At 30.7% G+C, this 26390-nt stretch carries 28 protein-coding genes; 1 reads left to right on the top strand and 27 read right to left on the bottom strand.

All coding sequences use genetic code 11. From position 1 onward, the window contains the following. The first annotated feature begins 64 nt into the window (after positions 1–64). The gene (rarD, locus tag HMPREF1983_RS03920; RefSeq protein WP_021753001.1) at positions 65–961 is read left to right on the top strand and encodes an EamA family transporter RarD; all 897 of its coding nucleotides are present in this window, start codon (positions 65–67) and stop codon (positions 959–961) included. Positions 962–1068: 107 nt separating this feature from the next. Here the strand turns inward: rarD and HMPREF1983_RS03915 are convergent, their stop codons facing one another. The 27 genes from HMPREF1983_RS03915 to HMPREF1983_RS03785 all read right to left on the bottom strand — a co-directional run bounded on the left by HMPREF1983_RS03915 (position 1069) and on the right by HMPREF1983_RS03785 (position 26189). Next, positions 1069–1944, bottom strand: coding sequence for a sulfite exporter TauE/SafE family protein (locus HMPREF1983_RS03915; RefSeq protein WP_021753000.1), 876 nt, complete (start codon positions 1942–1944; stop codon positions 1069–1071). 230 nt (positions 1945–2174) lie between these two features. Further along, positions 2175–3065 carry a TSUP family transporter gene (locus tag HMPREF1983_RS03910; protein ID WP_021752999.1) on the bottom strand — a complete coding sequence of 297 codons (891 nt, stop codon included), beginning with the start codon at positions 3063–3065 and terminating at the stop codon, positions 2175–2177. A 335-nt stretch (positions 3066–3400) separates the two neighbouring features. Next, a complete protein-coding gene (locus HMPREF1983_RS03905; protein ID WP_040460947.1) occupies positions 3401–4288 on the bottom strand; it encodes a TSUP family transporter in 888 nt (295 codons plus the stop codon). 10 nt (positions 4289–4298) lie between these two features. Further along, entirely contained in the window at positions 4299–5318 is a 1020-nt protein-coding gene (locus HMPREF1983_RS03900) for a proline racemase family protein (RefSeq protein WP_021752997.1), read from the bottom strand. 18 nt (positions 5319–5336) lie between these two features. Continuing rightward, positions 5337–5807, bottom strand: a complete 471-nt coding sequence (locus HMPREF1983_RS03895; RefSeq protein ID WP_021752996.1) for a glycine/sarcosine/betaine reductase component B subunit — start codon at positions 5805–5807, stop codon at positions 5337–5339. 15 nt (positions 5808–5822) lie between these two features. Next, on the bottom strand, positions 5823–6560 hold the full coding sequence (gene prdD, locus HMPREF1983_RS03890; protein WP_021752995.1) for a proline reductase cluster protein PrdD: 738 nt from the start codon (positions 6558–6560) through the stop codon (positions 5823–5825). A gap of 123 nt (positions 6561–6683) precedes the next feature. After that, positions 6684–6935, bottom strand: coding sequence for a D-proline reductase subunit gamma (locus HMPREF1983_RS08080; protein ID WP_016359656.1), 252 nt, complete (start codon positions 6933–6935; stop codon positions 6684–6686). A 21-nt stretch (positions 6936–6956) separates the two neighbouring features. Further along, positions 6957–7409, bottom strand: a complete 453-nt coding sequence (locus tag HMPREF1983_RS08075; protein WP_021752994.1) for a glycine/sarcosine/betaine reductase selenoprotein B family protein — start codon at positions 7407–7409, stop codon at positions 6957–6959. An 18-nt stretch (positions 7410–7427) separates the two neighbouring features. Further along, the gene (locus HMPREF1983_RS03875) at positions 7428–7718 is read right to left on the bottom strand and encodes a CBO2463/CBO2479 domain-containing protein (RefSeq protein WP_021752993.1); all 291 of its coding nucleotides are present in this window, start codon (positions 7716–7718) and stop codon (positions 7428–7430) included. Positions 7719–7741: 23 nt separating this feature from the next. Continuing rightward, positions 7742–9694 carry a D-proline reductase (dithiol) proprotein PrdA gene (prdA, locus tag HMPREF1983_RS03870; RefSeq protein ID WP_021752992.1) on the bottom strand — a complete coding sequence of 651 codons (1953 nt, stop codon included), beginning with the start codon at positions 9692–9694 and terminating at the stop codon, positions 7742–7744. A gap of 152 nt (positions 9695–9846) precedes the next feature. Beyond that, positions 9847–11037 (bottom strand): proline reductase-associated electron transfer protein PrdC, encoded by a 1191-nt coding sequence (gene prdC, locus HMPREF1983_RS03865; RefSeq protein WP_021752991.1) that lies wholly within the window; start codon positions 11035–11037, stop codon positions 9847–9849. A 638-nt stretch (positions 11038–11675) separates the two neighbouring features. Further along, complete coding sequence (gene galU / locus HMPREF1983_RS03860) at positions 11676–12548, bottom strand: UTP--glucose-1-phosphate uridylyltransferase GalU (protein WP_021752990.1); 873 nt, start codon at positions 12546–12548, stop codon at positions 11676–11678. A gap of 238 nt (positions 12549–12786) precedes the next feature. Then, positions 12787–14160: a S1C family serine protease gene (locus HMPREF1983_RS03855; protein WP_040460945.1), complete on the bottom strand. Its 1374-nt coding sequence runs from the start codon at positions 14158–14160 to the stop codon at positions 12787–12789. Positions 14161–14405: 245 nt separating this feature from the next. Continuing rightward, positions 14406–14795: an OsmC family protein gene (locus HMPREF1983_RS03850; RefSeq protein WP_021752987.1), complete on the bottom strand. Its 390-nt coding sequence runs from the start codon at positions 14793–14795 to the stop codon at positions 14406–14408. A gap of 112 nt (positions 14796–14907) precedes the next feature. After that, positions 14908–15579, bottom strand: coding sequence for an HAD family hydrolase (locus tag HMPREF1983_RS03845; protein WP_021752986.1), 672 nt, complete (start codon positions 15577–15579; stop codon positions 14908–14910). A 134-nt stretch (positions 15580–15713) separates the two neighbouring features. Continuing rightward, entirely contained in the window at positions 15714–16328 is a 615-nt protein-coding gene (locus HMPREF1983_RS03840; protein ID WP_021752985.1) for a nitroreductase family protein, read from the bottom strand. 263 nt (positions 16329–16591) lie between these two features. Next, positions 16592–17263: a hypothetical protein gene (locus HMPREF1983_RS03835; RefSeq protein ID WP_040460942.1), complete on the bottom strand. Its 672-nt coding sequence runs from the start codon at positions 17261–17263 to the stop codon at positions 16592–16594. A 24-nt stretch (positions 17264–17287) separates the two neighbouring features. Beyond that, a complete protein-coding gene (gene dprA / locus HMPREF1983_RS03830) occupies positions 17288–18184 on the bottom strand; it encodes a DNA-processing protein DprA (RefSeq protein WP_021752983.1) in 897 nt (298 codons plus the stop codon). An 11-nt stretch (positions 18185–18195) separates the two neighbouring features. Continuing rightward, entirely contained in the window at positions 18196–19236 is a 1041-nt protein-coding gene (locus HMPREF1983_RS03825) for a competence protein CoiA (protein ID WP_021752982.1), read from the bottom strand. A gap of 59 nt (positions 19237–19295) precedes the next feature. Then, the gene (locus HMPREF1983_RS03820; protein WP_021752981.1) at positions 19296–19574 is read right to left on the bottom strand and encodes a hypothetical protein; all 279 of its coding nucleotides are present in this window, start codon (positions 19572–19574) and stop codon (positions 19296–19298) included. A gap of 25 nt (positions 19575–19599) precedes the next feature. Then, a complete protein-coding gene (locus HMPREF1983_RS03815; protein WP_021752980.1) occupies positions 19600–20430 on the bottom strand; it encodes a methyltransferase domain-containing protein in 831 nt (276 codons plus the stop codon). 256 nt (positions 20431–20686) lie between these two features. Next, a complete protein-coding gene (gene tadA / locus HMPREF1983_RS03810) occupies positions 20687–21142 on the bottom strand; it encodes a tRNA adenosine(34) deaminase TadA (RefSeq protein WP_040460938.1) in 456 nt (151 codons plus the stop codon). 372 nt (positions 21143–21514) lie between these two features. Beyond that, the gene (locus tag HMPREF1983_RS03805; protein WP_021752978.1) at positions 21515–23566 is read right to left on the bottom strand and encodes a heavy metal translocating P-type ATPase; all 2052 of its coding nucleotides are present in this window, start codon (positions 23564–23566) and stop codon (positions 21515–21517) included. 1 nt (position 23567) lies between these two features. Continuing rightward, entirely contained in the window at positions 23568–23849 is a 282-nt protein-coding gene (locus HMPREF1983_RS03800) for a DUF6110 family protein (RefSeq protein WP_021752977.1), read from the bottom strand. A gap of 149 nt (positions 23850–23998) precedes the next feature. After that, positions 23999–25036 carry a YdcF family protein gene (locus HMPREF1983_RS03795; RefSeq protein WP_021752976.1) on the bottom strand — a complete coding sequence of 346 codons (1038 nt, stop codon included), beginning with the start codon at positions 25034–25036 and terminating at the stop codon, positions 23999–24001. A gap of 270 nt (positions 25037–25306) precedes the next feature. Further along, entirely contained in the window at positions 25307–25930 is a 624-nt protein-coding gene (locus HMPREF1983_RS03790; RefSeq protein WP_021752975.1) for a DUF1648 domain-containing protein, read from the bottom strand. Further along, complete coding sequence (locus HMPREF1983_RS03785; protein ID WP_211225813.1) at positions 25923–26189, bottom strand: autorepressor SdpR family transcription factor; 267 nt, start codon at positions 26187–26189, stop codon at positions 25923–25925. The genes HMPREF1983_RS03790 and HMPREF1983_RS03785 overlap by 8 nt, the downstream gene beginning before the upstream one ends. Between the last annotated feature and the right edge of the window lie 201 nt (positions 26190–26390).

Genomic DNA, 26390 nt, shown 5'->3' with positions numbered 1-26390 from the left:
TCAGCAACAAAAAATATTTTGTATATAAATTATATATTATTTTATACAATAAGGAGTGTTTATTATGAATAATACAAAAAAAAGTTTAATTGCTATTTTAATTTGTTATTTATCATGGGGAGTTTTTCCTGTCTATTTCAAATTATTAAAAAACATTGACGCTTATGAAGTTTTATCACATCGGATAATTTGGTCTTTTGTTTTTATGTTGTTTATCGTTTTTATTTCAAAAAATAAAAAGAAAATATTCAAAGAAATTTCAAAATTATGGGAAGATAAGAAAAAATTCATACTTTTAGTTATAGCCGCTATTCTTATTACAATTAACTGGCTAACCTACATTATTGCTGTTAATACAAATCATGTGCTGGAAGCAAGTTTCGGTTACTACTTAAATCCAATAGTAACAATTATCCTAGCTGTTATATTTTTAAAAGAGCATCTTAGTCGTACTCAAATTATCGCTTGTATTTGTGTCGGCATATCATTATTATATTTATTTATATCTTTAGGGTCTCTTCCATGGATTTCTATAATGCTTGCACTAACTTTCGGTTTATATAGCCTGTGTAAAAAGAAAATTGTTATTAGCCCAAAAGCCAGCTTGTTAGTAGAAACTGCAATTGTTTTCCCAATAGCACTTATTTATATTTCATACTTAACAATAAATAATAACTTAACTTTCTACACCGACGGTACTATGACTATTATTTGGATTCTACTTTCCGGTGCTATAACTGCAGTACCGCTTATGCTTTTTGCTAAAGGTGCCAATCACATACCGCTATATTTATTAGGAATACTTCAATACATTCCACCAACAATGCAATTTCTTATAGGAATCTTCGTTTATGGAGAAGCTCTTAGTATTGAGAAACTTATTTCATTTATAATAATTTGGATAGCCGTTATTGTGTTCTGTTACTCAACTGTCCAATCATTCAAAAATAAAAATATATAATAAACTAAAAAGCTGATCATCTAGTAACTAAATTCATACAATGTTTAAGAACATCTCATTGATTTATTACTTATTAATCAGCTTTTATATATTTACTAAACTATTTTTTAATGATTTTTAATTCCTTTCCTTAGCATCATAATACCTGTATAAATTACTACAACAATAATTATCCATATCAAACTATCTACTGATAATGATTTAACAAACTGGTATCCTATAAACACTCCGACTATTCCGCCAATCGCTAGCCCTAATGTCCCTTTTCTTGGATACATACCTTCTTTAATAAATTTTGGAGACCCCATTGCCATCAATGCGGCACATGAACCCATCATAATCGGAAAAGCAACTTTCGGATTTAAGCCTAATAGTGATACCATCGCTAAGCATGGTGCATATAACCCCACACCTGCCATCATTAATGCTCCAAAAATAATATTTCCTACGATACCGATAATTAGAGCAATACCTGTTAAATTAACCGCCGTATTATTTTCTCCCAATAATGCCAACCAACCTACCTTTTTGGCAAACATTAGAAACGCTGTTATCAACAAGGCAAATCCCATTACAATTTGTATTTTATATTCAGGCAATTTTGTTACTATACGTCCTCCTACCAATGCACCGACAACTGCCGCTATAATTAAAGATAACAATGTAACTGCACCGACCTCAACATTTGAAATAAATAAAAACGCTTCAATTAAAACGGGTACAACACTCGCTATGTTTAACATTCCGGGCAATAATCTATCGTTTTTTATAAAACCTGTCAACTGTGATGCTAATGTTATTGTTGAAAAATTTCCTATTCCAAGCACATCAAAAAAATTCGTAATAATACCTATTACAAATCCTAAAATCGGATTAGAATTATCCGGTTCACTCCAGTTTTTTATAATGTCTTGTGCCCATATCACAACATAATATACCGCCGCTAACGACAATAAACCTAACAATATTACTACTAAACTCATATAATCTCTCCTTTAATATATTAATGAATACCCTTGCAAATAAATATTATATTACATTTATTATTATTTGTAAAGTTTAATCGAAAAAATATTTTACTTTTTTTCTATATGTTATTTCCTAATTTCTATAAAATAATAATAGAAAAACTATCCTTATTAAAGGATAGCTTTTTGAAATTTTTTGTAGTTATTCTTTATTTTGTTGAATTAATAATTGTCATAAAATATTATTAAGACATCTTTTTATTAGTTATACCTTTTCTCAACATATCAAAGCCGGTTATAGTAACTACGGCAATTACTAACCACATAAGTCCTGAAATCGATAATGAATTAATAAATTGATAAGCAATAATTACTCCAATAATTCCTCCAATAGTAATTGCAACACTTCCTTTTCTTAGGTATAGCCCTTCTTTAATAAATTTAGAAGATCCCACTGCCATTAATGCGGCACATGAACCCATCATAACGGGAAATGCAGCTTTCGGATCCATCCCTAACAAAGAAACCATGGCAAGACACGGTGCATATAACCCTACTCCTGCCATCATTAATGCTCCAAAAATAAAGTTACCGACTATTCCTATAATCAACAATAACCCGGTTAATTCAAGTGCGGTGTTGTTTGCACCAAGTAAATCCAACCATCCCATTTTTTTAGTAAACATTAAAACAGCAGTAAATAATAAAGCAAATCCCATTACAATTTGTATTTTTTTCTCCGGTAATTTAGTAACTATACGACCGCCGACCAGTGATCCTACCACGGCCGCAACTATTAGTGATAAAAGTGTAATAGCCTCTACTTTTACAGCAGAAATAAATAAAAATGCCTCAGTAGCTGTCGGTACTGCATGCCCTATATTCAAAGTCCCCGGTAATAGCCTGTCATTTTTTATAAAACCCGTTACTCTTCCTAACAGAGTCGTTATCGCAAAACTGCTAATTCCCAAAGTATCGAAGAAATCTGTTATAATTCCTATTATAAATCCTAAAATAAAATTTGATTCCTTTTTAACTTTGTCCTTATTCTTAATTACGTCCATAGCTAATGTAATAACAAAATACACAACTGCTATCCCTAATAACAACAACACTGTGTTTACTAAATTAAACATCTCTTCACCTCTTGCTTTTATTATAATTTACCTTTTATCCGGTAAATTATTACTTCTAGTATGAAAATATTTAGCAATTTTCTGAAAAAATAATATCTACAACTTTTTTCTTATAGATCAATCTCATCACAAAAATGTATAGAGTGCTAGAATTCTCTAACACTCTAAATTGGGATTAACCCCCTACTAAATATATCTATGTTCTTTCTTTCATTATATTTCACTTTATTCCATACATTTCTAATATCTAACACTACTATTGTAACATATCATCATTGTATTTTCAAATGTGTTTTCATAACTATAAGGTGAGTTGACATTAAAGTTTTTTACTTCTATGCTACTTCTTTTTTAAATCCTTTTCTTAACATATCAAGTCCTGTAATAATAACTACTACGATAATTAACCATAGTAAACTTGATAATGATAATGAAGTAATAAATTGATATCCGACGATAACCCCGATTATACCACCGATTGTAACACCAATTGCACCTTTTCTTGGGTATAATCCTTCTTTAATAAATTTAGGAGATCCAATCGCCATTAATGCGGCACATGAACCCATCATAATAGGGAATGCAGCTTTCGGATCCATTCCTAATAGTGATACCATTGCTAAACACGGTGCATACAAACCTACTCCTGCCATCATTAATGCTCCAAAAATAAAGTTACCAACTATACCTACTATTAGGGCTATTCCTGTTAATTTAAGTGCTGTATTGTTAGCACCAAGTAGTGCAAGCCATCCCATTTTACTGGCAAACATTAACAACGCTGTAATAATTAAAGCAAATCCCATAACAACCTGAATTTTTTTCTCAGGTAATTTTGTTACTATACGTCCTCCTACTAAAGCACCAATAACTGCTGCTGCAATTAGAGAAAGTAAGGTTACAGCCTCTACTTTAACCGCTTGAATGAATAAAAATGCTTCGATTAATACGGGAATTGTGTGCCCTACATTTAATGTTCCCGGTAAGAATCTGTCATTTTTTATAAAACCTGTTACTTTTGCAAGTAATGTTGTCGGAGCAAAACTACCGATACCCAAAGTATCCATAAAGTCTGTTATTAATCCGATAAAGAATCCGATTATAGGGTTTGAATCTTCACTTTCAGCATCTTTGTTTTTTACTATATCCAACACCCACATTGCCAAAAAGTATATACCTGAAGCAGCTAATAACATTAATAATATATTTACTAAACTAAACATCTCTTTTCTCCTATCCTAATAAGAATCCATAAGTTAGTGAATCATCCGGATCATATACATAATTACTAAATCCTAATATATAACCAGAACCTGTTATTTCCGGAATAATAGCATCATAATCCGCTAATTTTCTTTCTTCAACAATTCTACCTTTGAATAAAGTACCTAAAATACTTTCATATACAAAAGGATCTCCCGGTTTTAATTCACCTTTAGCATATAATGTTGCTAATTTTGCAGAAGTACCTGTTCCACAAGGTGATCTGTCAATATTACCATCCCCGAATACTACAACGTTTTTATATGTAGCTTCCGGATGAGTCGGTTTATCATAAATTTCTACTAAATCTACAGTTTTGATGTGTGATAATGTCGGATGTTGAATTTCTACATTTGCATTAACCGCATCTCTGATTTTTAGCCCCATTTCTTTCAATTTAGAGGCATTTTCCGGTTTTACTTCCAACCCTAATTGATCAGCTGAAAGAATACAGAAGAAACTACCACCAAATGAAATATCAAATTTAATATGACCAACACCTTCTACATCTAGTTCTAAATCACGTTTGTATAAAAATGACTCAACATTTCTAAATGAAACTTCTTTTACTTTTGTTCCATTATCTTTTAATTTTGCTGTTGCATAGATTAACCCTGCCGGTGTTTCTACAACAACTTCTTTTTCTGTAGCTCCTTCTTCTACATCAACCATACCTGTCTCAACTGAAGCTGTTACCGCTGCAATGGTATTATGTCCACACATATTTAAGTAACCGCCGGTATCCATGAATACTAATCCGAAATCCGCTTCTTCTTTTGTTGGAGGTAGTAAGAATGCTCCAAACATATCCTGATGCCCGCGTGGTTCAAACATTACAGATTTTCTAACATCATCTAAATGGTCGATAAAATATTGTTTTTTCTCTACCATATCCTTACCGGGAATTTTTGGAATACCCGCTGTTACTAAACGAGCCGCTTCCCCTGCTGTATGTGTATCTATAACCGAAATCATTTTATTTAATTTCATGATAATTCTCTCCTTAAATTATTTATTTGCATCTTGTCTCATTTTTAATTTTAAAAGTCCCAACGCTTTTCTCGCATCAGAATAATCAATATTATTCTGACAAACAATTTCTGTTTCTACACCTTCTTTAGACTTATTAAAATCTAAGACATATTTTGTATACTGATTTTCTACCACAAATTTATGTTTTCCCATAAATTTTAAACCAACTATAGAAATTCCTCTCTCTCCTATTTCAAACATTGTATTGGCATAGTCAACATCACTATTCCCCCAGCCGTCTGCTGAAATAATAGCTCCATCTGTTCTCATAGCCTCCAGCCATACAGCCGTTCGCCAGCCTACAAGATGTTTTAATCTATTGTCTTGTGGCGTTCCAACAATAATTACACCTTGAAAATCAATATCTGGGTCAGTAGCTAATGTATCAAGTAACGGATCTCTAAAGTGGTGTAAACTGGTTTCTTTTGTAGATGGTCCTATCCCCATACTAACACCTTCTTTCTATACCATAGCCCTTATAGCACCGTCACGATATTCATTCGCTGTAAGTAATACCGGCATATTATTCATATCTATAATGGAAATCCCTTTATCTATTCCGCTCGGTTCTATCGGAAATAACTGATTATCATACATCATTCCTTGCCCAGCTACTTCTTTTACAAGAGCGACTTTAGGCTTACCTGGATTTGATGTATTATAAAATTCATGAACTTCATCAGCATCACGTCCACTAAGCACCTTCATAATTTCTCTAATTTCTTGAAGATATAAATCTGATAACTCAAAAATTGAAAATGCTAAAGCTCTATCAAAATCTACATTATCTTTAATCACAACATCAATATGAATTAAGTAATCATTAACTGACGGTGATCCTGCTTTATTAAGCACCAATTGCTTACTTAAAATACCTTCTGAAGAGCCAAACTCATGCATCTGTTCCCCTTTAGTATTTGCCCCGGTAAGCAATGTATAAACACCGGTCAATGTATGAGTTATTCCTTCTCCAAGTCGTCCTATTACTTTTGTTGAAATTGGTACTATATCCATTATAGTATTAACATAAATATCATGTTCTTTCGGTTTAATAATTTTTATACTTACAGTTTCAAAAATTTCTTTATTATATACTATTTCTGTTGGTATAGTCAGTACATTATTATCAATCTTAACCTTCTTACCAAGTGTAACAGTATTAATATGGAATGCTTTTATTTGTAATTTTTCTTTTGGCATAAGTCATCATCCCCTATTATTTATTAAAAACTGTATTGAAACACAACCGAAACTGTTTTATAATACAGTTTCTTTGTTAAAAAAGAAGAGAGATTCACATCCCTCTTCTAATTTAGTAAACTCCTACACGTGAGCGATATACTCAAATGGAAGAGGAACTATTTTACCTGCACTTGGTATTTTAACTAGTTGCTCTAAAGTTGCTTCTAGAATTTGTGTTTGTTGCTCAACGTTACCAGGTTCTCCTGCGTTTGCTCCCATTGGTACAAGTGGAGCAACGGCTCTTGGAGTACCGTTTTGACGCACTACTGGTGGTAGTGCTGCTATTAAGATTGTTGGAATACCTGCTTCCTCAATTGCTCTCTGCACGATCACGGCAGTTCTATGGCAAGTACCTCAACCAGCAGTTAAAATAACTGCATCAACATTTTCTTCTTTTAATTTTTTAGCGATCTCCGGACCTGTTCTGTTAGTGAAAGCCTCTTGGTCTCCACCACCACCCATGAATCCATAGTGGAATTCTGCTACGCTACCGATGAAGCCGGCTTTAGCCAGTTCATGTAATCTATCAATCGGAAACATACAGTTGATGTCTTTATTAGCGTCGGCATTATCGTACCCACCATGAGATACCATAAGATCTGAACTGTGTGCAGTATCCGGAATTTCACGGAATGTTGTATCCCCTGCTAAGTTAAATCTTTTATCTGTTTTTAAGTGAACTCCCGCAGCAGTTGCTAATGCTACTTTCATGTCTTTTAATTCTTTAGTCACTGGAGCCCAAACTGGTTTTGGTGTAATCGGTACATAAATCTCTGATTGTAGACCTTCAAATATCGTTAATGACATTCTAAATTCTCCTTCCTACTATTCTTCTTTTAGTCTTCTATTTTTTACTTCTTCTTGTAACTTTTTAGTATTTTTTATTGCATTTACATAATGTTCGTCAGGTTCTTCTGTTATAACTTCCGGATAACTGAACAAAAAGGCAACTTCTTGACCTATTTGCACAGGATATTCAGAAATCAACATTCTCATAGGAATTTTAAATTGCCCTAAACGCCCTTTAATATCTATCGTAACGCTGGCATCGTTATGATCAACTATTATCCCTTCGAACACTCTTTCTGTAGACGCATATTTTAATTTTTCAATCATAACTTAGTTCCTACTCTTAAAAATTAATCTTCTTTTTCGTAAATTTCTTGACGTTTTTTAGATTTTGGTAAAATTTGTTCGTTTTCTAATAGCTCTATTTTTTCTCCTGTAGCTTTTTCAATAACTTCCACGTTATTTAATTTAACATTAGGATTCCATTTTCTTTCAGCTTTTTTGATTTCTCCGCCGCCCATTTGTGTTTTAAGCATTGCTAAAGCACGAACAGCATCTTCTCTACATAATGTATTGTTTGAAAGAATCTCGTTTTCAATACCTTGTTTAGATTTGTTATTATCTACCATAGCTTTCATGTATTCGTTACCTACTACAAGAGCCCCTTGAACTGCAGAGTAAGTCATACCTACTACAGATACTCCACGAGAACCGATTTGTTCAATATGTGATGCAAAGTCGATATGGTTGTTACCGAATCCTTCTGTTGTAACGATAGCACCATCAATATCCATAGCTTCAATAGTCATACCTACACGTTTAGATACATAGAATTTTTCTGAGTTAGCTTGTGGAGATCCAACTAGTAATACCCCTACTAAGTCGATTTCTTCATCAGCCATCGCTTCTAATATTAACGGTTCACGATAGTAGTGACGAGAAGTTTCTTTTGAAGCCGGTCCGATACATGTTAACGCATGGATACCACCATCCAATACTTCTGTTGGAGCAAGCATAACCGGTAAGTTACCTAAGTCAACGTTAGGTTTAGCACCAAGTGTTCCTACTGGTTCTACCGGTAAAATCAAGTTATCGTGCATCGCACCTTGTCCCATGATTTCTTTAACTATCAACACTTTTTTATTTCCCGGATGACGATATTGTTCCAATTTAATATCACCAATTACCAAACTTTCATCATCTAATTCTTTAAGAGCTTTACGAATTTCTTCTGTAATATGATCAAATGCTTTGTGAGCTGCTAATGGTCCTGGGCGTTCCATGTTAGCCCCCGCTTTGATTGTTACTTGTCCTTTAATGAAGATTTCTCCTTTATCCGGAGCACCTGGACGACCCCACATAATGTTACGATCCAATTCTCCTTCTGAAGAACCGAATTCCCCGATTTGAACTCCGTTAGCGTCTGTTCCTGTAAGAACCATTACTACACCTTTAAGTTCACGAGTAACACCATGACCGATTTCTCCTTCTTCTTTAACCGCAATCGGTTGCACGTCCATTATTGTTTCACTGTATGTACCATACTGTTCAGGAGTGATGATTTCCAATTTAACATCCTCTACTAATTCTTCTGATTCAATAGCAGCTTTACATAAATCTTCCGGAGTTCCTAATACTAAAGTTGTACCTTTAATTTCTGTTTTTTCACCGAAGACTACTTTATCAATTTTGTAGTGTTTTGTTAAAAGAGAACGAATGAATTTTGGTTCACCTTCATGCTTTTCTTCCATTTTTTTTTCTTCTACTGTTTCTGTTTTAGGAGCTTCTACAGCTTTAGTTTCTGCTACTTGAGCAGGTGCTGCCGGTTGTGCAACCGGTGCTGCAGATTGTCCTGCAAAAGCTGATAGTGGAATTTCAAGGTTAATATTTTCACCTTTACCGATTTGTAGTTTGAATACTCCTGAATTTACCGGAGCTTGTGTTTGTTCTGCCACCACTACGGGAGCAGGAACCGGCTCTGCCACTACGTTAGCTTCTTCCTCTACTACTACTTCTTCTTGTTTTTCTTCTGCTTTTTCTTCTTCTACACCTTGGACAGCATCAATGATATCCGGTGTAATTGGTATTAGAGCGTCTGTTGTTTTTGTTAATTTTGCTCCTAATACTTGTCCGATTGTTAATGCATTGTCTGGGAATGATAGTAATCCTGAATCTTCTAAGTCATCAAATAAACCTGGATCTTCTAGGTTTTCAGGGTTAATTACGATACCTTCCTCAGCTCTGCAACAAAATACCGCTTTGTCATTTAAGTGTTCTTTTGCAGTTTCTACTGTAATTGACATTACTTCTAACCTCCAACTAATTATTTATTATTATGTAATTCTAAGCTTTTATAGCTTCTGTATAAATGATGGTCAGTGGCACGAAGTACATGGTCGGTACTATGATAAACTTTTACTCCTAACCTAGGAGCTACACCTGTAACGGTGTTAGTTCAATCTTGACAAGTACCAGTAATGACTGCTTTCGCACCATCTTTTTTCATTTTCAATACTTTTTCCGCTTGTCCCGGACAAATTCCCGGTAATTCACAACGCAATCTACCGTTTTTATCCGGTTTCATACGTTTACACATTTGGACAGACACTACATCAGCACCCATTCCGTCAGCAATTTGGCGAAGACGTTCTTCTTGTGCACCACATTCGCAAATTAGTATTCCTACTTTTTCTCTTTCTTGTGGATATGGCATAGCCACTAGAAGACCACCGGTTGTTTTATTGATAGGATCTCCTTCTTGTGCCGGGCGTCCTGTAAATGGTCCCCCACGAACAATCTCTCCATGTGGGTTAATATAACCGCCGGCTTTTTCTATAAATACACTAATCGGTAATCCGATCGGTACATCTAAGAATATGCTTGGATTATTTACACGTCCGCCTACTGTAAGATCTTTATCAATCAACGGCTTATCTTCTTCTATTGCTTCCACTATACGTTTAATAGTCTCAACGTTTGAGATAATTGCATTAGCTTCTAATGGTAATTGACCCGGTTTTAAAATCACGCCTAATGTTTCCCTAACGATAACACGTTCATCTCCTGCCGGATACATATTAGGTAAGATTTTTATACTAATATTAGGTTCATTTTTGCACGCTTTACCTAATGCAAGCAATGCTTTACGATATTTTGTTTTTATCGCAATATATCCTTCTTTTGCACCGGTCAATTCAACAATATATTTCAGACCGCGAACAAGTTCTTCCGGATTTTCTTCCATAAACTTAACATTATGTCCTAAAATCGGTTCACATTCTGCTGCATTAGCAATAACATAACCACCCGGTATTTGTGCCGATAACTTAATTCCGGTAGGGAAACCGGCTCCACCAACACCGACAATACCTGCATCTTTTATTTTTTGCAACTTATCGTCAGTTTTTTCTAATCTCACATAGTCATCTGTTTGTTCTTTGTCTAATTTTACAACGATGTTCATATCGTTAATTTCTTCTACAACACCAGATAAACTAGTATGAATATTAGCACCTAATCCGTTAGGTGTAGCAACTAATTGACCACGTTTTACATGATCCCCGACATTAACAATAGCCTGACAAGGACCACCAACGTGTTGTTTTAGCGGAATATTGATTTTTTCAACATTACTAAACTCTAACATACCTTTTCCTCCTTTCCTTAAAGATTATGAATAAGCAGTAGCATAAAACTCCTACTATATTTATTGTATAACAGTCTTAATAATTTTGCAAAACATTTTTAAACAATTTTTCAAAGTTTTTTTTAAAGTTTTTTAAATTTTGCATAGACAATTGGTTAAATTATTGAATATATGCCTTTTTCAATAAAAATATTTTAATATAATTCTCTCTATAATTTATTCTCTAATTGAAACGTATTATCATTTGAAAATCTGTTATTAAAAGTTATGGTTACACTTACAAAAATAAAATTTTTCCTCAATAACTATTGGAAAATTTAAAAGTTTCTTTTTTGGAATTTTAATATATATTAAAAATAAAAATAGATTAAAATTATCAGATAAAACTTTCAGACATAATAAGTTTCTTTTTCAAAATTTTACTTTTACTGGTATAGCACTGGAAAATTTTAATTTAAATATATTTTATATCTTTTTAATGATTAAAATTTATAAACGGAGTTATTATTAAAAATTTTAATTATAATCTTTCAAAATTTTTATAGCACCTTCTTTAAATAAAATCTCTATAATTATTCCAAAATAAAAAACAAGATCGTAAATTTTCAATCTTGTTTATTGGTAACTATTACTTATACTTATAAATCTGCTAATTTTTCTTTTAAAAATGGAATCAACTCATCCCTTAAGTCGCTTTGAAGTGCAAAATCTATTGTAGTTTTTACAAAACCGATAGTTTCACCAACGTCATAACGTTGCCCTTCAAAATCATAGGCGTAGACTTTTTCTTCTTTATTTAACATTTGAATTGCATCAGTTAATTGTACTTCTCCGCCAACACCAACTTGTTTTTTTTCAAGATGTTTAAATATCCCCGGATTAAGAACATAGCGTCCCATTATAGCCAGATTAGATGGCGCTGTCCCTTGTGCAGGTTTTTCAACAAAAGTTTCCACCTCGTATAATTTTCCGTCATTTGATCTTGGAGCAATTATCCCATATCTATGAGTTTGATTTTCAGGAACTGTTTGTACTCCAATAACAGAGCAACCTGTTTTTTCAGATTTTTCTATTAACTGTTTAATCGCCGGTTTTTCTTTATTCACTACGACATCATCTCCAAGTAAAACGGCGAACGGCTCATCTCCTATAAAACTGCGTGCTGTTAAAATAGCATCTCCTAAACCTGCCATTTCTTTTTGACGAACATAGTGAATATTAGCAAGCGTTGTTGGATATTTTACTTTTTCCAACATTCCCAACTTACCTTTATTTTCCAATTCTACTTCTAATTCTACATTTCTGTCAAAATGATCTTCTATAGCCCTTTTTTGCTTTCCTGTTACTATTATTATATCTTCTATTCCGGCTTTTACCGCTTCTTCTACTATATATTGAATAGTAGGAGTATCAATTATCGGTAACATTTCTTTCGGTAATGCTTTAGTAGCAGGTAAAAATCTGGTACCATATCCTGCTGCCGGAATTATGGCTTTTCTTACTTTTTTCATTTATTCACCTATTTTCTTATATTTTTATCATAGGTATAATAACATATTTTTATTTTTTTAGCAAATATCAAACATTTTTCAAACTTATTATTTTTTAAAAATTGCGGTTTTAAGTATCCCGTTGCGTACAAATGTATAATTAAAAACATTTTCCAAACAAAATAAACCAGCTTAATAATTTTATTTCAAATTTATTTTGATTATTAAGCTGGTTGTTATTTTATTAGTTATTACTTAATTAATTATTCGATAAAGATTGAACTACCACATCTGTTGTTTGTTCTTTTCCATTTCTGTAATAAGTTACGGTAACTTTATCTCCGATTTTGGCTTTTTCAAATAAGTATTTTCTTACCGCCGCAACATCTTTTACTTCTACACCGTTTAATTTAGTTATAACATCATACTTTTTTAAACCAGCTTGAGAAGCCGGAGTATTTTCCTCTACATTTCTTATAACAACTCCCGATTTACCATTATATTTTAATTCAGACTTCACGACATCACTATCAACCGATGCTAATGAAACTAATTGTACCCCAAGAGCCGGTCTTGTTACTTTCCCGGATTTTTCTAATTGTTCTGTTATTAATTTCACTTCATTTGACGGAATACCGAAACCTATACCTTCGGCAGAAACATTTGAAGTAGCTTTAGCAATTTTAGACTCATTAATTCCGATTAATTTTCCTTCATTGTTTATTAACGCCCCTCCACTATTACCCGGGTTAATAGCAGCGTCCGTTTGAATTACCGTTTGATTCCAGTCACTTGTACCGTCCCCGTCAATATCCATCGGTATCTGTCTATTAACAGCCGATACTATACCTTTTGTTACCGTATTTGATAAATTAACATCTAACGGTGAACCTATGGCAAATGCCGTTTCACCAACAGCAACTTTGTCACTATCTGCAAAATCCATTGTAGTAGTAACATTTTCGGCACTTATTTTTAAAACGGCTATATCTGTCCAAACATCTGTTCCTACAACTTCGGCATTAACCTTAGTTCCATCACTGAGAATTGCTGTTAATTTTTTAGCTCCTTTTATAACATGATTATTTGTTACAAGGTAGGCTGTATTTCCCGTTTTTTTATAAATTACTCCGCTACCGCTTGAAGCAGGTTTTAACTCACTCGAATTTGAATTATTTCCACTTTTTCCGGTTATGCCTCTTAAAGCAGAATCCAAACCGTTATTTGATGTGCTTTGATAATTAACTATTGATACTACAGCATCTTTTGCTTTTGAAATTGCATTAACAGTTGTTGTTTGGTTATCCTGTTCCTGCTTTGTCGTTGCAACACTTGACGTTTTCGTCGTTTTTGTAGAACCCATAATTGTTTGTGCTCCAAAGACGCTTGTTGCCCCTAAAGCAAAAGAAGCAAATATCGTTAAAAATAATTTTCCGTAGTTTCTATTATCCTTTGTTGTTTGAGGCATTTCAAAAGAATTATCATATTGGTAATTATTACCGTTTTGATAATCGTTGTTATATTGTGTCTGCTGATCGTTATAATATTCTTGATTTATTTGTTGGTTATCGTATAATTCATTATTATAATTTTGTGTGTTAAATTCTTTATCTCTATTATTGTTGTTTTCCATAAAAATCCTCCTAACTTTATTCTTAACTTGTTTTAATCTTATCAATAAAAGTTTAAACACAGTTTAAAGGGAGGTTTAAACACAATTAATATTTTTATTTAAGTTTTGTTAAGGTTTAATTATACTTTGCTGTAATGTAGAATTTATTTTATAATGTATCATTATTAAAAAACAATTACCTTTAATTATCCTAAATTTAAGATTTTTAAATTTGGTTAAAAAGGTAATTATCTTTTACTAATATTTTATTTTTTCAGTGGTTTTACATTATAGTTAATATCTAAATCACTTGTCAATAAATGAGATACTTTACAACGAAGTTTTATATTATCTAACACCCCTTGTCTATCACCACATGCAAGCTGTTCTTCAGTTCTATCAACATAAATATCCGCAACAATTTTTTTATTGTCATAATCTACTGTTAGTTCAACATTTAATTGCAAATTTTTTAGAGTATATGTTCTTAAAAAATATCCCTTAGCACACATACTAATACATCCAACATACGCTACAGAAAACAAATCCATCGGTCCATCACTATTTTCTTCAATAAACATTTTATATTTTCCTCCCGATGAGGTTACCGCCGTTGTTGTAAATCCCTCTTTTATTGTCCCTTGTGCTTTATACATAATTTCCCTCCTTATTTTTTGTTTAATATATATTTCATAAATATATAAAAATATAATTTAAAACAGTAAATTTCTCCATTTCATATTTTGACGAAGTTATCTTATTTCTTTATTATAAACTATTTTTAGCAGCAATATTTTTTACTGTTTCTAATAAATCTACATCTTTATAAACATAATTTACACCGCTAAAATCCATATATTTTGTTATCTCATTTGTCTGTAATATAAGCGTAGCCCCAGAAATACCTGCACCTAATGCTCCGGGTCTTGAGTCTTCTATAGCTATTGTATTTTTTATATTTACACCCAATTTACTTGCTGCATGTAAAAAAATATCCGGAGCAGGTTTAGGATTTTTAACATCATCTCTTGTTGCAATAACATCTATATATTTATCAAGTCCTTTATTTCTTAAACCTGCTTCAATATGACCTAATTTCCTATTAGAGGCAACTGCCATTTTTATGCCGCTTTCTCGTAAAAAACTCATCGTTTCCGGAATCCCCGGAAGAATTTCTGCATTATGATAATTTGCTATAATTCTTTTTGTAATTTCTAATTCGAATTTATCATATTCCTCACCTGTCATATTATATCTCTTATTATAATATCGTTTGCTGGTTTCTTCGTTTGTTCCCGAAACATTATGTATATAATCCATTTTATCAAGATTTTCATTAAGCCATTCCTTCGTTAGCTCGCTCATAGTTTCATAATATATTTTTTCTGTATTTACTATCGTTCCATCAAAATCAAAAATTACAGCTTCTAGTTTATTCACTTTTCTTCTCCTGACACTTTATTTTAGTACAAATATTATTTTATACTTTTATAGATTAAATTAAAAGTAATATGAAAAAACAAGCCTAAAGAATTTTTTAGGGCTTGTTAAAGTTATTACTATATTTACTTCTTTTACTCAAACGATACTAAACTTTCTGCATTCATCCTTGTTGTTTTGTGACCGTCTTTTTCTTTTTCCCCTAATGATATTAGCATAACCGGTACAAAATCTTCTTTTACTTCAAAAAGTTCGACTATTTTTTCTTTATTAAATCCTGCCAATATGTTTGTATCATACCCTTTAGCACGTGCTATATTGGCAAACTGCATTGACCAAAGCCCACAATCATAATAAACTATTTCTCTCTTAGTTTCTTCATTCAATGAATTAACCAATCCTTCCATATCATTATACAACCCGTCTTTTATTTCTTGTGGAAGATATCCTTTATCTACAGCGGAGCCATAAATCATATGAAAATTATCAAAGTAATTTAAATCACCTAATAAAATAATCATGGCTGACGACGTTTCGTTTTGAGCTTTATTATAATTCGCTTTAGCCAGTTTTTCTTTGCCTTCAGTAGTATCTACAACAATATATCTCCAAGGTTGGAAATTACAAAATGATGGAGCGGTATTCGCCATATTCAACATTTCTACTATCTCTTCTCTTGGAATTTTTACTTCATTTTTATAATATTTTACAGAGCGTCTACTCTTAATTATCTCAAAAAAGTCTTTCATTTCCTTACCTCTTTTATCTAACTTATTTTCTCCAACGACGTTTACATTATATAGTAAATGATAACTATTATCAAATCATATGTTTTAAAAGTATAGAAATAAAAACAACTGATTAACTTTTAGATAACCAGTTGCCTTTAATAAATTTTTTTATTTGAATTTGTAATGTATGTTTTTGAAATTACAAAATTTTTGAAAAAATTATGTAGTTTATTAATAACATACAAAATCTTACTTAAATATAACTCTTCCATAAATAAACCTTATTTATTTAATATATCTATTATCATATTTGGTTTTGTCACCATTAATAGATGATCGTTCTCCTCTATTTGAATATAACTGATTCCGACTAATTTAAAATATGAAAAAATAGTCAATCTATTAAAAATTCCCCTATATCTTTTTAATAATTTTAAATTATCTATTCCTGCATAAAGAGATAAATATTTATATTCTGTTTTTGCTGATGGACTTATGACATATTCACTACCCTTACTTATAAGTCTTTTTAATAACATTTCTTTTAAAGACTCATTTTTCAACTCGTTTCCACTAAGTGTTTTTTCCAAGTATTCTTCTCTACTTTTAAACTTTACTTCATCTTCAAAATATTTTTTCAATATAGATTTTGGTGGTACGGGTTCTAACCCTTCAACCACTATTAAATTAATTCCGTCAAGATATTCAGAAAATTTTTCCAGACTATTTAGTAACGCAACAGTCCCATAAGAAACGCTTATAATATAACCACCACGTTTTACCTTTGTCATTTTATTTAGTAACATCTGTTCAATTTCTTTTTTTGATATTGTCTTAAAACTTTCTTCTGTAAACTCTACGAAATCAAAGATTTTATTATCAATATTGTCTATAATTTTCGACCAAATAAAATTATCCCAACCTAGTGGATTTATAAATAAGATATCTGTCATAATTATCATCCTTTCAAATATCTATTAAAATCCCAGTTCGTCGTTAAAATCTTCTAATTTGTTTACTAACACCGCCCCCTCTTTTATATATTCATTTATAGCAATGCTCATCTTGTCCCCAAATTTTCCCGGAAGACAAAAAACAGTGCTACCTATGTCAAGTGCAAAATTAACAGTTCGTGATGTTCCGCTTCTTTTTGCCGCTTCTGTTACCAATAAAGCCCAAGATAATCCGGCAACCAATCTATTTCTTTCCAAAAATTTATACTTCCTTATTGGTGAAGTAGGGAAATATTCCGAAATAATTAAGTGATTTTTCTCAAGTTTTTCATATAAATTTTTACTTTGTTCAGGGTAAATAATATTATGTCCGTGTGCAATGACCCCAATGGTAAAGCCGTTACTTTCTATCGCACTACTATGAGCCAAACTATCAACACCGTATGCCAGACCACTCACAATAACAAAATTATTCTTAGTTAAATACGGCACTATTACATTAAGTGCTTCTTCCGAATAACAGGTATTATTCCTACTTCCAACTATTGAAAGTTTTCTTCCAAATAACAATAACTCTTTCTTTCCTCTGTAAAAAATTACAAACGGATAATCATAAAGTCTAAAAAATTCTTTTGGATAGTAAATATCATCGCAAAATATACACTTTACATTATAAAACTTAAAATAACTATCAAAATCAAAATCTAAATTATGCAGAAACTTAGAATACAGTTCACCGGATTTATCTTCAAAATAAATAGCAAACTCTCCTGCACTAAGTGTAGAAATTTCCTCTATACTACCTGTTACTTTTAAAACTTTATGTAATTTTAATGACGTTATCTTCTCTATTGCCATAAGTGATAAAAGTATTTTTTTCTCATATTCTGTAAATTTTTTTCCGTACTTCTCCCTAAACATAAACTCTCCTTCTAACTACTTGCAATCAATAATTCATAATATTGCTTTACTACCCTAATGAAAATTTCTCCTTGTTGAATATTTTTTATATAGATACTCCTTTTAAACTTAATAATATTACCCATTATTCTAAGTAATTCGGGATATGTTTTTCCGTCTTTATAAAATTTATACATCAATCCTTGCCAATAGATGAGCGGCGTACTTATCAATACTTGTTCTAAAATATTCACTCCGATAATTTTTGGAATATTATTTAATTCTATTCTTTGATTATAGAACATACTTAAAATTTTATTTTTTACGGTTTTATCATATTTTATTTGTTCATAAACATAATTCTCAATGTCTTTAGGATATAATTTTGACGTTAAATCTTTATCAAATAATTTTAAATCGAGTGGTATATTAAAATTATCAATATCGAATACCGTTTTTATACATACAGCATTTCGTTTCTTTAAATTATGCGACCAAATCTGATAAAGTTCAAATCTCTTGTTTTCATTGTCCCAACCGTAAAAAAACACTTTTTCTTGATAGTAATTCAAAAAATTGTCAACAAACGGTGCATACCTAATATAACTAATACCGTTATAATATCTAAGTTCTTTTATAAATTTATTTGTATCAATTAACCAAATTAATTTAATTCCGGCTTTTTCATAACCTTTTGTTCTCTCTTCTATAAGTTCATAAGGTATGACTGACCGTTGATACTCAAAAGCAACATTAATGTCTTTTATATAAACATCCGCTATTTGGATACTACCTTGCGTTTTGAAAATATACTCAACTTCAACATTATTATATATTTTTTTAAAATGGTTGTAGAGATTTTTCTTCGTTTCCAAATGCTTTAAGCTCTCTGTTTTATACGTATCATATTCACAACTGCAATTTTTAACGTGAGCAAAATGCGACTGCACCTTAACACCTTTTCTAAAAATTACTTTCCCTTTGCAAACAGGGCAATGATACTCTTTAGCTTTTTCAATATCATCATCTAATGCGTTAAAAACTGTTTCTTTATCATCGTATGCTACATACATAACCTGCTCCCTTTCTATAAAAAAACTACTTTTTCAACTTAAAACTGTAATATACCCTTTTATTTTAATACCCTATATTTTTTATAAATATATTCTCCTATTTCTATTTCTTCAAAATTATCTAAGTTTACCCAAGATATTTCTTTTTTATTATTGTCGCTGTCTACAAGGTAAATTTTTTCTTCTTTTTCACATAGATAATAATTCTTTTTTTGCTGTGCCAATTTTTCATAAAAATCCGGATGTTCATATATGTTGAACTCTAAAAATTTACTTATCCACTCTTTTTTATCGTGTTTTATCACTTCTACTACGCTCTTATAGTCTGCGATATTCATTATTATCACCCCTTGTATAATTTTTTTATTTTATTTCATACTTTTTGCGACAAACTAAAATCTCCAAATCTATTGTAATTTCCTTTAGAGATTTTATATCATCTTCTGATAACTCTTTAGAAAATGTTAGCGGCGTCATCTTTAAAAAATTTTCCGCTAAAATTTCCGTTAATCTATAAGTGTTACTAATCCTTGTTCTTTCAACTATATCACAAGTATTTTCAATAAGTTTTATTGTATCACAGTTAGTATATTCACCAACACTAACTAAATCTCTTATCTCTTTCAGATAATCAGCATTAGGAATAATTTTTATTAAATATCCCTCTTCTCCAAGAACTCTAAAAAATTCTTCATAATTAGCAGGTGTTAATATATTAAGTACACATGAAACACTTTTATCTTTAAAAGGTAATGCAGCTAAATTTGCCAGCATATATGGATTATCCTTATCAACTTTTACAGCAGTTTCCAACGCACTTTTGCTATTATCCAACCCAAAGAAATATTTATTGGGAAACATTTTTTTCAAATTCCTTATATAATATCCTTCCCCACAGCCGACATCCACAACAACTTTTTTAGAATATTTTTCCATCAATACCTTTAAAACTTCCAACACCGGTTTATAAAAGCCGGTTTCAAAAATATTTTTTCTCGCAATAAAAAGCTCTTCATTGTACTTCGTTGCTTTGTAATTATTTATAAGATGGATGTATCCCTTCTTTGAAAAATCATACCGATGATTATTCTCACAAAGTAGGCTTATTTCGGTAATTTTGGAGTTAGCACAACACATAGGGCAACGGTAAATTTCATCTTGATTAAATTTTTTTATAACATTTTCTATTCGCATTAATTTTCCTCTTTTAACCTCTAACTTAATTGTAACAGATATTCACAAATAAAGACAGTAATAACATAAAAATATTTTAAAATTTTTGTTGATTTTAAAATATATTTTTTTGAGATTTATTATAATTATTTAGCGTTTATGACTATATATAAAATATAAAACAACAATTTATATTTAATTTAAAATTATTGATAAATTATTTTTTCTATTAATATTTTTCATTATTTTATAAAAAATATCTAAATATTTACTAATATTATTTTTTTTCTCTCAATTCTTTAAAAAAGTCGGTTATCAACTGCGAGCATTTATTCTCCAAAACACCTGCCACTACATTTGCTTTATGATTGAATTTATCACTATTAACAATATTCATTCTACTACCGCAACAACCATATTTAGAGTCTTTTGCCCCAAAAATAACATTTTCTATTCGGGCTTGCACAATTGCCCCACTACACATAACACAAGGTTCTACTGTAGTATATAAATAACTGTCATTCAGTCGCCAAAAACCGATCTTTTCACATGCTTTTTTTATTACGAGAATTTCTGCATGATTTAATACCTGCTGACTTCCTTCACGGGTATTATGCGCTTTAGCAACAATTTTATTATTTATAACAAGTACCGCCCCTACCGGTACTTCTCCTTTCACATAAGCACACCGCGCTTCTTCTAAAGCTAACTCCATATAATAATTGTGATCCATCTGTTTCTCCTATATTATCTTATTTACCGTTTTTTAGCTATTTTTTGTAAAATTAATTATACTATTTTTATATTATACTACACAACAACAATATAATATAGATTTTTAATAAATTCTTTTAGCACCAATTATCAAACGTACAGATACTTACATTCATTTTAATAAATCTGTCAAATTTAGTTACTGTTGAAACTTATAAAGTTTAGAAAATCGCACTTAAAAATCTTAGACAATTTACAATGCCTAAGATTTTTACTTTATTTACCGGCCTTTCGCTAAATATGAGAATAGAATTTTTCCCATACTCCATATTTATTATACAACCGTTAATTTTTATTTTGAAAAAATTTCCTATCTTTATGGTTATTAAATCTATATTTTAAAATTTTTTAAAACTATTCCAAATGTTGTTAAATTATGAAATATTGCTAACCATTTTGAAGAAATCGCATTAGTTAATCCGAACATAATCAGTAGACTGTTGATTAACACTGTTTGTTGAACATTATCTTTCATTTGATTTCGTAGTTTTTTAGATATATCATCTAATAACAACAATGATGTTAAAGAATCTGCCTTTAATACTACATCACTTATTTGTCTTGATAAATCTGCACTTTGGTTCATAACGACACTAATATCACTCTCAGACAATGCTGCTGAATCGTTCAACCCATCTCCTATCATCAACACATTTCTCCTCTGTTCTTTTTCTTGTTTTATATATTCAAATTTCGTAACAGGGGTCATATTGGTATAAACCTCATCAAAAGAAATATTATTTAACAGTTTTTGAGTTCTCAGTTTATTATCTCCGGTTAATAGCACCGCCTTTTTCCCCATATTTCTTAGTTCTTTAATAACCGATTTCGCTTCATCTCTAAGTGGTATATCTATACAAAATATTGAAATCAACTTACCTTTATATCCTAAAAATAGTAAATTATACTCTTCTTGTTTTTCTTCAATAATTTTTTGTTGTTCAGATGTTACAGTTATATTTTCTTCAATAAGCAGCTGCAAACTACCTATAACCACCTTTTCTTCATCAATATGTGATATAATTCCTCTTGAAGCTATATGATACAATTCTGTGTGCATTTCTTCATGTTCTATTCCGTCCTCTTCCGCCTTGGTAACAACCGCACTGGCGATAGGATGATAAATATGTTCTTCCAAACATGCTCCTATTTTTATAACTTCCTCATAATTATATTCATAAAAAGGAATCACCTCTTTAATATATGGCTGTGATACCGTTATTGTTCCTGTTTTATCAAAAACGAAAGTATCTATTTCCGCATATTTATCTAAAGTTACAGAATTTTTAACAACAATATTTTTATCAATTAAATTTTTAATCGCAGTTAAATAAGCCACCGGGGTAGATAGTTTTAAAGCACAAGAATAATCCACCAACAAGAAAGATATAGCTTTGCTGAAAGATTTAGTTAAAAGGTACGTAAGCCCCATAGCAATAAAGTTATATTTAACTATTCTATCTGCCAGTTTTATATATTTATAATGATATGTATTTTCCCTTTTTTCAGACTCTTTTATAAGTTGTATGAGTTCATGAATTCTTCCATTAATCTGAGAATTTTCTACTTTTACATAAAGTTCCCCATGAACAATAATTGTGTTTGAATAAACTTCATCACCTAATTTTTTATTTATAGGAAATGATTCCCCTGTAAGTGAACTTTCGTCAACACTACCCGTTCCGGTCACTACCGTTCCATCGAATAAAATTTCGTTTCCTTCAGAAAATAAGATTACGTCACCTTTTTTTATCAACGAACTTTTTACCTTTTTCTTTGTTTCTCCGTCAAAAATCCATACATCTTTATCCTTGGTAGTTAAACTTTTTTCTAAGTCAATAATCGATTTTTTCTCCGACCAATTATTAAGAGCTTCTCCCAATTCTAAAATAAACATTATAGAGCTGGCTGTACTCCTTTGTCCGGTAAGTAATGAAACAAAAATAGCAGCCGAATCCAATGTTTCCATTGTTAACTGTTTATTGAATAATAATTTAACAGTGTTTTTTAAATATCCTGATGCTTTCCACCATGTTTTCGCTACCCTTATAGGTAGGGGCATAAATAATTTTGAAACCACTCTCCAAAATAACGCATCTGATATTATTGTATACGGGCTTTCTTCTTTTTTTAAAATAGGGTATTTATAACATTTTTTTATATTCTCAACACAAATACTATCAAAAAAATTTCTAATACATTGCATGTTGTCCGAATCAAAGAAAATATTAAATGCAAATTCATCTTGATAAAATTCTATCTTTTTTATTTCTTTAACTTTTAATGCTTGCTTTTTAAAATATTCTCTCACATCCGGAGTTAGACAAATCGTAGACTTTATTCGTGCACGTTTGCTTGACAAATGCACTATTTTGAAATACATTCTACTCTTCTCCTATTGATAATAGATTACTTTCCTGTTTTTCTTTTTCGTATAAATCTTTAGCATCCGCCAATACATCATCAGTGTGCTGTTTTACATTGGAAATAGTATTATCTATTTCATCTTTTGCTTTATATATTTTTGAAAGTGCAAAAGAATATCCTTTTTTAGCTTCTTTACTGGCTAACAACTTAAATCCAACCGTTCCAAAAGCTACGCCTCCTGCAAAAATACCCGGAGTTTTTAACGCTGATTTTGCTAGTTTTAATATTTTTATTGACATATATATGGCCTCCTTATTTTGTTATATATTCACACACTCATTATAACACCTTTTTATACCTATGTAAATTTAAAGCAGGTATTAATAACACCATATTACAATAATTAGCAAAGAGAAAATTTTATTTTTTACTTTTGAAAATTTTTCTTTTATTTTCCATAATTTAAAAAATAATATACTTGTATAACCATTATTAATGCAACAAATAAAAACGTCAATACAGATAAAATAATAATATGTTGCCTTCGTTTAAAATATAAATACCCAACAAATTCTCTGACAAAAGCATTTATACTAAAATATAATTTTGTTGATGCTCCATAACCGATACAACGTATCCCTTGTGCTTTGGCTAATACCAACGCACGATAAACATGATAATAATTAGTGACAAGTGCAAACCGCCCTGCATCTTTTATTAATTTTTTAGAAAATTTAACATTTTCTTCGGTATTCCTTGATTTATCTTCCATAATAATATCATCTGCCGGCACTCCTCGTTCTAACGCATAATTTTTCATTGCAAATGCCTCCGATACCACTTCATCACTACCCTGACCGCCGGACATAATAAGTTTACTGCCGGGGTTTTTTCGATATATTTTTATCCCCTTTTGTATTCTTCCGGCAAGTAACGGCGTTACGCGTTCTCCTACTAACCCTGCACCCAAGACCACAACATAATCCAGTTTTCTCGGAAGTAAATTAATAATATTAAGCGTACTAGTCACTAAATAAGCCACCGCAATGCAAATAAAATATAAAATAACCAATCCTACATAAATATATATACCGTTCAACCAAATATATTCATACGTATATTTTGCGATATCAGGCCAATATATTATATAAATCAATAGTATTAACCCTACCCCAATCGCAAGCAGATTAGTTACCTTTAAGCCCTCTCTTTTCACCAACATTATTGAACTGTATCCAAACATAAACAACAATGCAAACGGAAATATTAAAACAATAAATAAAGATATTACAAATAGTATTATCCCTATCCCATATACTACCTTATTCTCCGTGTTTTGTAATATTAAATTAAATAAAAAAACGGCAAAACTTAAACTTGATAGTATAAAAAATATACCCAAAAATAAATTACGCCTATCTTTATATAATATTAAAAAAAATATAACCGCAAACAATACAAATAAGTAAAAACTTGCTTGTAACATTTTCTCCTCCTTATTTCGAAAAATATTTTATCCTGCCCTTAACTCATTATAATAAACCGCAATAAGAAAGTCAATTTTACTACTAAACAGCACTATAATTGTTAAAAAATTTTGTAAAAAACATTATAATATTATTCATTTCATGCGATAACAAATAGAATAAAAAGAGAGTAGTACAAAATTATAATTCATAAAATCAAACTTTGTCATCTCTCTTAATAATTCTATACAATCTTTTAAAAATTTTAATTTCTTGAGTAAAAGATTTATTTAATTATTCACTTGCAACTTTTTTACCAAATAAAATGGATATACTGCCGATACCACTGCAAAGATAATCACTAAACAAATAGATATTTCCGTTTTCGAAAAACCGCTTATAAAAATAACCAGTCCGCCAAACATCATTAATTTAGCATAACTTCTAATTACTTTATCTTTGTTTACTTTTTTCTCCAATCCGAAAAGATTTAATCTATAACTACCCCACCACTCTTGTTTTGGCATATAATTACCAATTATCATAAATAATATACCTATGACAAAAATAACCAACTTAACAACTTCAAAGTTATTATCAATAGCATAAATTATCAGCGAAATTTGAAATATTATACTTATAATCGGTATTATGCTTTTTAATAAATATGCACCCTTTTTAGCTGTTTTACTTAAATCTATAGATAATGCCATAGCTGTTTGAATTATAGAACAAAATATTGGTAACATTATTACTCCTAATCCTTTGTTTATATATTTATCAGGAACACCATAATAATCAAAGTGTACTACTATTTTATCAGGTAAAATATCATAAAAATATAATCCAACTGCTATCGGCAATAAACATATAATTATACTGATAAATAAAAATTTTTTATCTACTTTATTCATCTTTTTTCCCTCCTAATTCGTAAATCCATACAAGGACTTCTTCAAAAACCGTTGTATTTAATTTGTAGTAAATAAAATTTTTGTGTTTTGTTTCTGAAATCAATCCGGCTTTTTTTAATTGTGATAAATGATATGATACCGTAGCACCACTCAACTCAAACACCTTAGCAATATCTCCTGCTGATCGCTCCTCTTCTTTCAACATTTCTAAAATATTTCTCCTTACAGGATCAGCTATCGCCTTTAGTGTATCACTCATTCCCATTTGCACTCACCTCTTTACTGCTGTTCGAACATATAATCTATTTAGATTTCTATCTAAATAGATTATACAACTTGTTTATTATATTTGTCAATAACTATTTCGAATTTTTTCTAAATAGTTATTATATGATTACAAAACTAAAAATTTAATCTATTTATTTTTTAATTCTATAAAAATTTTTTATATTTTATTTTA

Origin of the sequence: Gemella bergeri ATCC 700627 (assembly GCF_000469465.1) — a bacterium.
In the GTDB taxonomy this organism is placed as follows: Bacteria; Bacillota; Bacilli; order Staphylococcales; family Gemellaceae; genus Gemella; species Gemella bergeri.
This window is presented reverse-complemented; position numbering and strand designations above follow the sequence as displayed.